This window comes from Pseudogracilibacillus amylolyticus (SeqCode), from assembly GCF_051918545.1.
Lineage (GTDB): Bacteria > Bacillota > Bacilli > Bacillales > Amphibacillaceae > Pseudogracilibacillus.
Genome location: NZ_JBPPZG010000122.1, coordinates 1 through 12,124, shown reverse-complemented (window position 1 = coordinate 12,124; position 12,124 = coordinate 1). Strand labels below are relative to the sequence as shown.

Below are 12,124 nucleotides of genomic sequence, written 5' to 3'. Positions count from 1 at the left end.
ATAGCCCTCCATATAGTTTCCTATATGACAGTCCTGCACCTATTCGATACAGACCCAGCTTTAAGATAATGAGTTTCTTAAAACTTCGGCAAATTCCCCTTTCAATAACCCTCAACAGAGCTCATTCTCCTCCGATTATTTACTGATGGTCTTTGCGCCTCCATACTCACTTAAAAAGTTAGTGAATTTAGAAAAATAATATTTAATTACCTGTAATATAACAAATTAAGTTGTAGGATGCAAGAGGTGAACTGAAAATGTTATGTTCTGTTACCTTCTCACTTAAAATGAGCACTTACTCCCATTACCCATTCGTAACACGACCGAAAATAGGTATATATATCTAACTTAATTCTATAAAATAATAAAGTTTAATTCCTTTTTTTAATTAAATAGGATAATATGGATAAAAATAACTATTTTCATAATGAAAGAAGGGCTATACATTATGAAACATCCAGAAAGTTTAATTGGAAAAATTACTAAGAAGGATATTTATAGTCATAAAGGGGTATTATTATTACCTATTTTTACAATACTTACATATGAAAATATTAAAAAATTGATTCAACATGGTATTAAACTTAGGCCTACGGATGTTGTTTCAATTCAATCTACTGAATTAAAACAACATCCACATGATAAAATGATTGATGAAACTGTTTTGGAAGTGAGAGAGATTTTTGATGAAATACGTGAGACGGGAAAAGTTCCTTTAGAAGATTTACGGGTAAACGTCGTACCAATTATTCATAAAATCGCTGATGAAACACATGTCACCAATTTACTATCGTCACTTCAAACAAAAGATGATTATACATTTAGACATAATATTGCTGTGAGTGCGATCGCAAGTTTAATTGGTAAATGGATGGGACTTAATCATAAAGAGCTCTTGCAATTATCAACTGCAGCATTACTACATGATATTGGGAAAATATATATCCCGCAAGAAATTTTAAATAAACCCGGAAAATTAACCGAGCAGGAATATGCCATTATGAAAAATCATACTATTTTCGGTTATGAAATTATTAAAAATTCTGTTGGAACGAATCACCGTCAAGCGCTTGTAGCCCTGCAACACCATGAAAGAATGGATGGTAGCGGGTATCCGTTTGGTATCACAAAGAACAAAATTGATATATTCAGTCGTATTGTTGCTGTTGCCGATGTATTCCATGCAATGACCTCTAGAAGAGTTTATCGAAATGAATCTCCATTTTACGAAGTATTAATACAACTTGATAAAGATAGATTCGGTGCCCTAGATCCATTAATAACAAGATTGTTTATTGAAAATATCATGACTAGTTTAATCGGTAACACAGTTGTATTAACAGACGGAAGTAAAGGCAGAATACTTTTAATTCCTAGAAATAACCCCGTTCATCCCCTTATTCAAGTTGGTGAAAATTATATTGATCTTAGTAAAACATCTTCCATTCACATTAAACAAATTAATCAATGATAATATACCCTATCCAATTAGGAAGGTTAGCTATTGAAGATTTCATGTTAAATTATAAAAGTTTTGTGAATATCGTTTTAATTAGAAAAAATGCTATACTAGTGGTGTACTATTTTCCACTAAAAAAGGGGGCTTTTTTTAATGCTTTCAAAAATCCATCAATCCATTGATAATATGTATTCTGAAATGGTCGAAATAAGACGTTATTTACACCAATACCCTGAAGTATCTTTTCAAGAGTTTAAAACTGCGCAATACATTGCGGACTTCTATGAAAAATTAGAGATACCATATGAGAAAAACATAGGCGGTAACGGTGTTATTGCTACTTTAAAAGGAGCTAAACCTGGTAAAACTGTCGCATTACGAGCAGATTTCGATGCATTAGCCATCCAAGATGAAAAAGATGTTCCTTATAAATCAAAAAACCCTGGAGCGATGCATGCATGTGGTCATGATGGTCATACAGCTACATTACTTGTTCTTGCAAAAGTGATGAAAGAATTTCAAGACAAACTTGAAGGAACGATTGTTTTCTTGCATCAACACGCAGAAGAAGAAACTCCGGGCGGTGCTATTTCTATTGTCGGTTCCGGCAAACTAGATGATGTCGATGCTGTATTTGGAAATCATTTATGGGCAACTTCTACATTGGGAAATATAGAAACGAAACCAGGCGTTTTCATGGCTGGAACGGATCGTTTTGAAATTACTATTTTAGGCCAAGGTGGTCATGGTGCCTATCCACACCAAACAAAAGATGCTGTTGTTATTGGTTCTGAAGTAGTTTCTCAACTTCAAAATATCGTTAGTAGAAGAATTGATCCATTAAAAACAGCCGTTATTACGGTTGGACGTTTTGATGCCGGAAATACATTTAATATAATCGCAGATAAAGCCACTTTAGTTGGAACTGTCCGCTATCTCGATTCAGAAATTCAGAGCATTGTAAAAGAAGAAATGGAACGCGTTGTAAAAGGTATATGTATTGCAAACAATGCAGAATATGAACTTAAATATTCTGAAGGATATCCACCTGTCATCAACCATGAAGAAGAAACAGAAATTGTTTTTGAAACAACTAAACAAATTCCGGAAATAAAAAATGCAATCGAAGTTGCCCCACAAATGGGTGGAGAAGATTTCGCGCATTATTTAAACGTTAAACCAGGTGCTTTTTTCTTTACTGGCGCCAAAATAGAAGGACAAACGTATCCGCATCACCATCCTAAGTTTGATTTTGATGAAAAAGCAATGCCGATTGCAGCAAAAATGCTTATCGGTGCCTATTTTACTTATCAGGAAAAACATAGATAAAATAATTATCAATCAAAAAAATCCGGACTATAACTATAATAGTTCGGATTTTTTGATTGGCTTTTTCATAAACATTATAGCCTAGTATCTGGGAGACTGTGACATAAGAATCTACATATGAATCATCTCCATATCTCAAGGGGAATTCATATGATGCGATTTATAAATTACTCGGCTTTTCGCTCATTATAACTATGTCTCAATCCCTTTTTAACTTTCAATTTTTCTTTTTACATAGCCATTATTAAATAAATAATTAAACAATATTCCTGCCGCAAAGGTCAATGCAAGACTGACAAAATCAAACCAGACTAAAAATAATGCAGCAAAAATAATAGTTTGAATGAGGGTTAATTGAGTGAGAAATTTTAAAAAAGCCTTTTTTCTTATCGTTTGATCAACAGGATATAAATCTAGCCAGATACTTGTTCGGTAATGATAATAGAGTGTAATCATCTGAAAATTCGCCATATAAATGAATAATAAAGCAAAAATTATTTTTAACCAACTATTGGGTACAAAAAAGATAATTACGCCCCCAAGCACTATTAAACGAATATACATACTTAGATAGTCGCCACTCCGTATAAACGTAAGTCGATACAAATAATCAAACGTCGCTTCATGTTGAAACGAGATATTTTTATTGATTAAAGAAGCAAGAAACCTTCTTTTCTTTAGTCGTTTCGTTATTTGCGGTGCATCTGCAAACATGCTTACAAAGCGATAAAATAATGCGAGACGATTTTGATCATTTTCAATTAATAGATCCCAAGCAAGTCCAGATTGTCTCCTCGCTAAAATAATATTGTTGACGATTATTGCAAAAAAGAACACAGTAATTATAACGACAAACTGCCCTACTATGAAAAAGTAAAATAACCCAATACTTAACAATGTTCTAATTAGTTTATCAAAAATCCTTATCTTTACATTGCGAATTTTTAACATATACCAATTAGAAATCAAATTCCAAGCTTTCACGACTAGAATAATTACAAAGATCAATAGATAATCTTGTTTTCCTCTACTTGGATACACTTGTCCATAAAGTGGCATGACAGCAGCCATTGCGATCAAGACTAAATAGAGCTGAACAACATAATTATAGACAAGTGTTAAACGAAAGTATGGTTGCATTTGTTCTTCTTTTACAATCAAAAACACTTTATCGGGCTCTTTTAAAAACATTTGGATTGGATTGTAACTCACGACAAAACCAAGCACTAGCGCGATCACAAATGCAGCAGGAAAATTTTCATTAATATTTTCCAACCAGCGTTGATAATAAACTGCGAGCGTAATGATTATAAATAGGAGGGCAATCATGAAATGCCCATTAAAAATATAGCGTAAATATCGATTCAGAAGTTTAATATGCTCACTTAACCGTTGTTTAAATAAGTCATTTGGATTAAACATTGCTTTCTTCCTTCGTCAATTGAACATATATATCGTCTAGTGATGCATCGGGCATTTGAAACTCCTTTTGCAATTCATGAAGTGCTCCCACGGCGCGAATTTCCCCTTCATGTAAAATTACAAATCGATCACAATATCGCTCTGCAGTCGCTAAAATATGTGTCGACATTAACACGCCTGCCCCTTTACTTTTCATTTCGTCCATCCATTCCAAATACGATTTTATTCCTAAAGGATCAAGACCTACAAACGGCTCATCCACAATATATAAAGCTGGTTCAATCAAAAATGCACACATAATCATTACTTTTTGGCGCATTCCTTTTGAAAAATGAACAGGAAACCAATGTAAATGTCGCTCCATCCGAAATGCTTTAAGAAGTGCTGGCAATCTTTCTTTAAATATAGATTCTTCTATATCATAGGCCATTGCCGTTAAACGTAAATGCTCATATAATGTCAACTCATCATAAAGAATTGGTTGCTCTGGAATATAAGCGATTTGTTTTCGGTATGCTGTTGGATCCTGCTTAAAAGTTTGTCCATTGATTTGAATCGTTCCACTTTTTTCTTGCATTAAGCCGATAATATGCTTAATAGTTGTACTTTTACCGGCTCCATTCAGTCCGATTAACCCAACGATTTCTTCTTTGTTAACGTTAAAAGAAATTTTATGCAAAACATTCTTATTCGAATATCCACCAATTAGATTATCTATTTGCAATAACGGTTGCATCAAATCCTCCTCAAACTGTGTAAATTATTTAAAATTAAAGCAGTCATTAACCATTAGTATATAGTATATTTTAACATGATGTATAATATTTAAAGAAATGATTACAATAAAGAATGAAGAACCTGAGAAAGCCACTATATCCTTTATCGTTATAGTGCTGACCATCTGTTTTAGTGAGATAAAAATCACTTAAACGCATCATTGATGCCGAAAAATGTCCCCGAAGTCAATGGTCGCTAACTCGGCTTCTTCTTAAAGCAGACTGTGCTAAATGGATGTTTAGTGCAGTCTGTTTATTTTATTTCCAACATAAACATTCCATTTTTATGACGTTATACATTTTTCTTACACGAAGATAATAAATAGAAAGCTTATAATACAGATTTAACATAACCTTCATATACTTGTCCGAGTCTTTATGATAAACTGTACTTACAATTACTATATACTGAGGAGTTGTTAACTTATGAAACATGACGATTGCCTTTTTTGTAAAATTGTTGAAGGTGAAATACCATCCGCAAAAGTGTACGAAGATGATCATGTTTATGCCTTTATGGATATTAGTCAAGTAACAACCGGACATACACTTGTAATTCCAAAAGTACATACGAGAGATATTTATGAAACTCCTGCTGACGTAGCGGGTGAATTGTTTGCTCGAGTCCCAAAAATCGCCCAAGCAATTAAAGAAACATATAACCCTGTAGGAATGAATTTATTAAACAATAATGAAATCATGGCAGGACAATCTGTGTTTCATTTGCATATTCACATAATTCCTCGATACAGCGATGAGGATGGATTTGATGCAAAATGGATAACACGAAATGATGAATTTTCAATGGAAGAACTAAAAGAAATCGCTGAAAAAATAAGCAGTTCAATCAATTAACTAGAGAAAGGAGCATAAAAATGTCAAAAGGTAAATCAATCCTTATTGGTTTTATTGTAGGTGGAACAATTAGCGCTGCAACAACTTTATTAACAACACCTTCTTCAGGAAGAGAACTTCGTTACCGCGTAAAACAACAAAGTATAGAATGGAAAAAAATTGTCGATGATATCATTCAAGATGGTTTACGTCTCAAAGATCAAATAGCAAAAACATCGAAGGAAGGCGTAGCACTCATTAACGATCTTACGCAAGAGATGAAAACATCTGTTGAGGAATGGAAGAGTGCAATCGAGCCACATCAAGAAAATATTCATGAATACTTAGAACAAATTGAAGCTAGTATCAAGGACTTAGAAGAAAAAATAAACGAAAAAAAGAGTGAAGCGTAATGATGAAAGAAGGTTGATAAATATTGACCTTCTTTTTTTATGACACTCCTTTTACTAGCGCTCGTTATAGTATAAAATATACTAATTTTATACTAAAAACATTTATCTATTTCAATAGATGTGGTATTCTGTAAAAAGAGTAATTTTATCTAAAAAAATACGCTAATTCATATAATTGTATTTAGGAAGTAGCAATAAGGAGTGTAACGATGAAAAAAGTAATTTTAGCAACCTCTTTGTCAATAGGAATTTTAGGACTTACAGCTTGTGGTTCAAATACTGGTTCAAACGGGGATCCCGATATCGTCGCAAAAACGGATGCTGGGGATGTAACTAAAGAAGAATTTTATGAAGAGTTAAAAGCACGAAATGGCGCAGAAGTGTTAAAAGAATTAATCACACTTACCGTATTAGAAGACAAATATGAGGTAACCGACAAACAGATTGAAGAAGAATTAAATACGATTAAAGAACAAGTCGGAGAAGAGTATGAAGAAGTACTAGAAATGCAAGGAATTACAGAGGAAGACTTAAAAAAGGATATTAAGAATAGTCTGTTACAAGAAGCTGCTGTCACAGAAGGTATCGAAGTAACAGATGAGGAAATTAAAACTTACTATGATAGAATGAAAACGGAAATAGAAGCACGCCATATTTTAGTTGAAGATGAAGATACCGCAAAAGAAGTTGAGAAAAAGTTGGACAAAGGTGAAGATTTTGCAAAATTAGCGAAAGAATACTCCACAGATGAGGGGAGTGCTGTCCAAGGTGGCGAACTAGGATTTTTCACAGTTGGCTCAATGGTTCCGGAATTTGAAGATAAAGCATTTTCAATGGAAGTTGGCGACATAAGTGAACCAGTTCAATCTGACTATGGTTTCCATATTATCGAAGTTACAGATAAAAAAGAAGTCGAAGAAGATGTTGGAACATTAGAAGAAAATGAATCTGAAATTCGTCGTAAACTAGTTGAACGTAAAATTGATCCACAAGAAGCAATGGAAAAAATGAACAAAATTCTTGACGAAACAGACATTGATATCAAGCTAGATGAGTTTAAAAATATTTTTGAAGAGAGCCAAGTTATGGGGTAAAGATAGTAAAACAGACGATCAACTGTATCGTCTGTTTTCTTAATTTGACTGTTGTCTCCTAGCCCTTTCCTTCTCCAATCTCTCCATATAAATTTGCCCTTCCCGCTCTATAAATTGCTGTTCTAATTTTCTCTCCGCACGCATTGCCCGAAGCGCCATATACCCGCTAAAACATATAAATAAAACCATCAAAAAAACCCACCAAGGAATATCAAATATCAATATTATTCCCTCCTTGTCCAATATTCTCACTAGTTTATTTATATGTAGCTTCAATTTGTTTAATTACTCTTACTTAATAGTTTTAAAACTGAAGTACTAGATATTCAGAAAGGAATTCCAAGACTCATCACAAAAAATATTATTGGAAACCCTATTTTTGGAGCAGTAGTTATCTGATAGTAACAACTGGTGGATCTCCTTTAGATATTATAAAAATACATTGAAACTCAAGACCGTAAAGGCTAACCCCTACTAATTGCCTCGCAATTTGAAGAGGACTGCACCTCGCCTTTCGTTGTTCAATTAAAATACTTTCAAAGTAAGTGAATTCAATTTTAGTATTGAAGTTATACCCTTTAACATAAAAAGCACCTCATTTAGGTGCTTTTGTTTTATGTTAACTGCATTGTTGTTATACAAGTGCCGTCTTGTTTAAAAGTAGAAAACTCTGACTCCACTTTTTTTCCATTATGATTAATTGTTATATGATATGTTTTATCTCGTGGCAGCCATAGATCGAAAAACCCGTTTTCCTCTGTTCTCAATGTATCTTCCAACACTACATTGCCTTCCTTGTCTTCAATATACACATCAAATTCTTCCTCTACCATTTCACCTTGACAACCTGTTAAACTGTGGTTAGTACAAGGATGGGTTTCATTGATGAAAGGTGCGATGGAAACAAAAAATTCATCCTCAGGCAATAAATAGGTAGTTTCTTTTTCATCACTATTTGTAACAATTAATTTTTCTGATGTGATAGAGGCAGTTTCATCTTTTATATCCCCTACACTATATTCATGAACCAATTCCTTGACGTCTTCGGTAGAACCTTGTTCGGGTATACTTTCATTGCTACAAGCAACTACTAATAAAACAGCGGCCAATAACATAAACATACTTAATTTAAATTTCAATTAGACTCACTCCGTTGTTTTTTCTCCAATTCATTATACCATTTCCATTCCTTTCGCATGCATTATCCCTATATTAGACACCATATTTTCATTTTCACATATTTAAATCAAATTTACTTCTGTTGACTAGTTGGTACCATTAATCTATCTTTGCAATTTTAACTGTATTTTTTACTTGTCCGAAGATACCTTTGAAGCGGTACGGCTTGTCCATTTAGATCATAAATCTCTTTTTCATTTTAGGGAGAATATATCATTATAAATGATTAATTTTTACGCTTTTAATAATTTCGCATTAATTGCAACAATTATCGTACTTAAGCTCATTAAAACTGCTCCGACTGCTGGGCTTAAAACTATACCAATCGGCGCTAAAATTCCTGCTGCTAATGGAATAGCAAAAATGTTGTATCCTGTTGCCCACCATAAATTTTGCACCATTTTTCGATATGTTTTTTTAGATAGTTCCATTAGATCGACAACATCTTTTGGGTTACTTTTAACTAGTACTACATCGGCTGTCTCCATAGCTACATCTGTTCCTGCTCCTATTGCGATTCCTAAGTCAGCTGTTGCAAGTGCTGGAGCATCGTTTACTCCATCTCCAGTCATTGCAACCTTCCAACCTTTTGACTGAATTTCCTTTACCTGATTTGCTTTATCATCTGGTAAAACTTCTGCATAAACTTCATCTATATCTAATTGTTTTGCCACCCAATGAGCTACCTTTTCATTATCTCCAGTAAGCATGATGGAATGGACACCATTTTCCTTCAATTCGGAAATTGCTTCTTTGGCAGACTCACGAATAATATCCGCAAGTGCAATCATCCCAATTAGTTCATCATCTAGTAATACAAATATTACCGTCTTACCTACTTCAGACAGTTCATTGAATTTTCGTTTATTATAATCCATATTTTGACTATTAACAAAACCAGGACTTACCGCATTTACTTTTTTTCCCTCTATTATTCCTTCAATCCCTTTACCCGTTATTGAATTGAATTCCGTAATAGGCTTAAGCTTAATCCCACGGTCAAGTGCTGATTTTACAATACCGGCAGCAATTGGGTGTTCAGAATTTTGTTCCAAGCTTGCTCCCCAAACGAGAACATCTTCTTCACTAAATCCTTCACTTGGTATGATATCTGTTATCCCGAATTTACCTTCTGTAAGTGTACCCGTTTTATCGAAAACTACCGCATTTAGATTACGTGCGTTTTCAAAATTAGCCAGGGGTAGCGTCAAGGAAATGGGCTTAGCGTTGCAAATCAGCATTTTCCTGACGCTACCCCGTATACAGCAGATAAAATTCCTATTGTAAGTACCTTTAATTGTGGTATTTTTTATAATTTGCTTTTCGTGACAACTTCGCTGGGACCCCCCTTTGGGGAGAAGGTAAATGGTACAGGGTGTTATGTTGGCTAAAGTCCTACCTTAAAGTTCAATGCCTCAAACGATACATATTCTATATTGTACAATCAATCTATTAATGCAAATATCATTCTGTTTGGAATAAAACTTTTATGACATAGTTTAAAATATTTTTGTTAATTGCTTTAGAACCTTATCTGTAGCTAAACTTTTATTACAATGAAGGTGAACCATCGGACATTGTATATGCAAGTATTATATAAATTAGAATACTTGCAGGTAAAATCAAAAAGATAAATCTAACCCCTAAAGAGGGAATACCGAAATATTCAGCAATACCCCCACAAACTCCAGATATAATTTTATCCGACGACGATTTTCTAAGTTTACTTTGCATTCCAATTCCTCCCGTATGTTGCAATTAAAAACTTCGTGGCGCTATTAATCCGATTCTAGTATTGCTGTTATAATGAGGAAAACTTTTGAAGTTATCACCGCCCCACATTGCATAGTTCGTAAAACTCCACATCCTGCTACAAACCTTCCTAATAAACCACGTCAGTTTGGTTAGAAATATTTCACGCTAAAATTATCGAGCCTGTTTGGAAGAAAACAACGTATATTTTTATTATAAAATAATTAAACATAAAATAAAAAATAAATATCTGTTTTAAAAAGGAACTAGTTTTAGCCACGGATAGCCATAAAAAACACAGTCATTTCTGTATAAAGGAAAAAACGGCTACGAAAAAAATGTACATAGCCGTTTTAACCATTTATAAACAAACAGAGTATTTATTTAAGTACTTTCAAATAAGCGACACCACCTGGGTCTATATGGGATTGAATACGAGATGCCCCTGTGTAAATATCACCCACATTTAATATGGTATACGTGTAATTACCATAGGCCTCTGATATGGCATAAGTACCACCAGAACCATTTTTCCTTATAATTGAAGTCCCAGTATTAGACCATTTTCCAAATGTTGCTGATCTACTGTCATAAGCCCTATTTATAGTAACATCTCTTCCCTTATGTGTGACATCAGTGTGTAATTTTACAGTTAAACTTGAAATTCCGACATAATAATATTTAGTGACAGTATAAGTTTTAGTACTCATGGGAGTCACATTGTTAATTGTTGAAATTGGGGATTCCGTGATATCCAATTCATATACGATTTTACTGCCATCTTCAAATGTAATAGTTAACGGGTTATTTTCATCTAACCTAACTAGTCCATCTTTGTTACTTAATTTTTCTAATTCTTTATTTTCCAATGATGTTTGAAAAGCTAATGCATGTTTAGAATCTGTTTCAGATTTCTCGGAAGCAAATAATTTTGTAGGAGTCATGGTGAAGGTTAATACAAAAATTAATCCTAGTAATAGTATTCTTTTGTAAATATTCATTCTAACATTCCTCCCTATTATTTATTGCCCAAAGCATACCATAGTCCCCTAAAATTGGAAATACTGTGTTATTAATCTATTTCGAGGGAATAAAAATATTCTACAGAATTATGAATACAATATTTGTCAATCTACAAAAGTTTGGGCTTAAAAAGAAAATAATTCGTATTTATAAGTGTGTTTTTTGTTTTGTAAAAAAAAAGAGGAGTTTGACAATTAATTTAAGAAGTCTATCTATAGGTCTGAAATAATGGAGGATAACAAAAAATCTCTTATTTCTAAAAAAGTTGCAGAAATCTAGAATACTTATATTTGGTGTAATTAAACGCTCTAATGATTCAAAAAATTATGAGTTTAAAAAATAGTTATGAAATATACTTGAAATATTTTTGAAAAAGGTATAAAATGTATTTAATGGTAAATAAAGGAGGTAAAAACAATGAAGTTAATTAAATCAAATCCTAATACTAAAAAAGTTAAGTTCTCAGTGATGTATGGTGGCAAGATTAAGTAATTTATGATTATGAGGCTTCACCTATTGGTGAGCCTCAACCAATTTAGGATAAGAAGGTGACTTAAGGATGAATATAGATGTTTATGTGAATGACAATAATATATCGAATTTTCATGTCGCTCGTTTAATTTTTCATGAGTTAAATTACAAGCCAGTACAAGTATATGAGCAGGAAAGTTATAGATTGTTATACCCTATTAATTATATAATTAATAAAAGGAATCGAAGTTTGACAGAAAATGTAACTGCTAAACTATAATCCCAAATTACGAAAGTAAATTTGCCGAAAACTAATTCAGCGCTCTTTTGGGAACAATTTACAAATCTGGGTACTAAATTTAAGAGAAACTG

Annotated in this window: 11 protein-coding genes, 2 pseudogenes and 1 riboswitch; of the genes and pseudogenes, 6 read left to right on the top strand and 7 right to left on the bottom strand. The window is 33.1% G+C overall.

From position 1 onward, the window contains the following. Window positions 1-171: riboswitch (Lysine riboswitch) on the bottom strand. This riboswitch is flagged as partial in the annotation. A 277-nt stretch (window positions 172-448) separates the two neighbouring features. Further along, on the top strand, window positions 449-1,471 hold the full coding sequence (locus ACPYKA_RS13460; protein WP_479542769.1) for an HD-GYP domain-containing protein: 1,023 nt from the start codon (window positions 449-451) through the stop codon (window positions 1,469-1,471). A gap of 141 nt (window positions 1,472-1,612) precedes the next feature. After that, window positions 1,613-2,788 carry a M20 family metallopeptidase gene (locus tag ACPYKA_RS13455; protein WP_479542768.1) on the top strand — a complete coding sequence of 392 codons (1,176 nt, stop codon included), beginning with the start codon at window positions 1,613-1,615 and terminating at the stop codon, window positions 2,786-2,788. Between the two features lie 210 nt (window positions 2,789-2,998). Here the strand turns inward: ACPYKA_RS13455 and ACPYKA_RS13450 are convergent, their stop codons facing one another. Beyond that, complete coding sequence (locus ACPYKA_RS13450; protein WP_479542767.1) at window positions 2,999-4,210, bottom strand: ABC transporter permease; 1,212 nt, start codon at window positions 4,208-4,210, stop codon at window positions 2,999-3,001. Further along, window positions 4,203-4,946, bottom strand: a complete 744-nt coding sequence (locus ACPYKA_RS13445) for an ABC transporter ATP-binding protein (protein WP_479542766.1) — start codon at window positions 4,944-4,946, stop codon at window positions 4,203-4,205. Before ACPYKA_RS13445 ends, ACPYKA_RS13450 begins: the two co-directional genes overlap by 8 nt. A 466-nt stretch (window positions 4,947-5,412) precedes the next feature. Between ACPYKA_RS13445 and ACPYKA_RS13440 the strand changes: the two genes are divergently transcribed. From ACPYKA_RS13440 to ACPYKA_RS13430, 3 genes are all read left to right on the top strand, one after another. Then, window positions 5,413-5,841: an HIT family protein gene (locus ACPYKA_RS13440; protein WP_479542765.1), complete on the top strand. Its 429-nt coding sequence runs from the start codon at window positions 5,413-5,415 to the stop codon at window positions 5,839-5,841. 20 nt (window positions 5,842-5,861) lie between these two features. Then, entirely contained in the window at window positions 5,862-6,233 is a 372-nt protein-coding gene (locus ACPYKA_RS13435) for a YtxH domain-containing protein (protein WP_479542764.1), read from the top strand. A 209-nt stretch (window positions 6,234-6,442) separates the two neighbouring features. Further along, window positions 6,443-7,327, top strand: a complete 885-nt coding sequence (locus ACPYKA_RS13430) for a peptidylprolyl isomerase (protein WP_479542763.1) — start codon at window positions 6,443-6,445, stop codon at window positions 7,325-7,327. 39 nt (window positions 7,328-7,366) lie between these two features. On the opposite strand, the gene ACPYKA_RS13425 is transcribed toward ACPYKA_RS13430, so the two are convergent. Next, window positions 7,367-7,546: a sporulation YhaL family protein gene (locus tag ACPYKA_RS13425; protein ID WP_479542770.1), complete on the bottom strand. Its 180-nt coding sequence runs from the start codon at window positions 7,544-7,546 to the stop codon at window positions 7,367-7,369. Between the two features lie 110 nt (window positions 7,547-7,656). On the opposite strand from ACPYKA_RS13425, the pseudogene ACPYKA_RS13420 reads away from it, so the two are divergent. Beyond that, window positions 7,657-7,773: pseudogene (locus tag ACPYKA_RS13420) on the top strand (transposase); the annotation flags it as partial. A gap of 168 nt (window positions 7,774-7,941) precedes the next feature. On the opposite strand, the gene ACPYKA_RS13415 reads toward ACPYKA_RS13420, so the two are convergent. The 4 genes and pseudogenes from ACPYKA_RS13415 to ACPYKA_RS13400 form a co-directional block, all read right to left on the bottom strand. Then, on the bottom strand, window positions 7,942-8,466 hold the full coding sequence (locus tag ACPYKA_RS13415) for a CueP family metal-binding protein (protein WP_479542762.1): 525 nt from the start codon (window positions 8,464-8,466) through the stop codon (window positions 7,942-7,944). Between the two features lie 273 nt (window positions 8,467-8,739). After that, window positions 8,740-9,702, bottom strand: a pseudogene (locus ACPYKA_RS13410) (heavy metal translocating P-type ATPase); the annotation flags it as partial. 355 nt (window positions 9,703-10,057) lie between these two features. Further along, window positions 10,058-10,240: a PspC domain-containing protein gene (locus ACPYKA_RS13405; protein WP_479542761.1), complete on the bottom strand. Its 183-nt coding sequence runs from the start codon at window positions 10,238-10,240 to the stop codon at window positions 10,058-10,060. Between the two features lie 398 nt (window positions 10,241-10,638). Beyond that, window positions 10,639-11,259, bottom strand: coding sequence for a hypothetical protein (locus ACPYKA_RS13400; RefSeq protein ID WP_479542760.1), 621 nt, complete (start codon window positions 11,257-11,259; stop codon window positions 10,639-10,641). Window positions 11,260-12,124: the final 865 nt, after the last annotated feature.

What these genes read in the sequence shown, in the direction of transcription:
- ACPYKA_RS13455 (WP_479542768.1), top strand. Translation starts at nt 1,613, where the DNA reads ATGCTTTCAAAAATCCATCAATCCATTGATAATATGTATTCTGAAATG.
- ACPYKA_RS13460 (WP_479542769.1), top strand. Translation starts at nt 449, where the DNA reads ATGAAACATCCAGAAAGTTTAATTGGAAAAATTACTAAGAAGGATATT.
- ACPYKA_RS13430 (WP_479542763.1), top strand. Translation starts at nt 6,443, where the DNA reads ATGAAAAAAGTAATTTTAGCAACCTCTTTGTCAATAGGAATTTTAGGA.
- ACPYKA_RS13405 (WP_479542761.1), bottom strand. Translation starts at nt 10,240, where the DNA reads ATGCAAAGTAAACTTAGAAAATCGTCGTCGGATAAAATTATATCTGGA.
- ACPYKA_RS13445 (WP_479542766.1), bottom strand. Translation starts at nt 4,946, where the DNA reads ATGCAACCGTTATTGCAAATAGATAATCTAATTGGTGGATATTCGAAT.
- ACPYKA_RS13435 (WP_479542764.1), top strand. Translation starts at nt 5,862, where the DNA reads ATGTCAAAAGGTAAATCAATCCTTATTGGTTTTATTGTAGGTGGAACA.
- ACPYKA_RS13440 (WP_479542765.1), top strand. Translation starts at nt 5,413, where the DNA reads ATGAAACATGACGATTGCCTTTTTTGTAAAATTGTTGAAGGTGAAATA.
- ACPYKA_RS13400 (WP_479542760.1), bottom strand. Translation starts at nt 11,259, where the DNA reads ATGAATATTTACAAAAGAATACTATTACTAGGATTAATTTTTGTATTA.
- ACPYKA_RS13450 (WP_479542767.1), bottom strand. Translation starts at nt 4,210, where the DNA reads ATGTTTAATCCAAATGACTTATTTAAACAACGGTTAAGTGAGCATATT.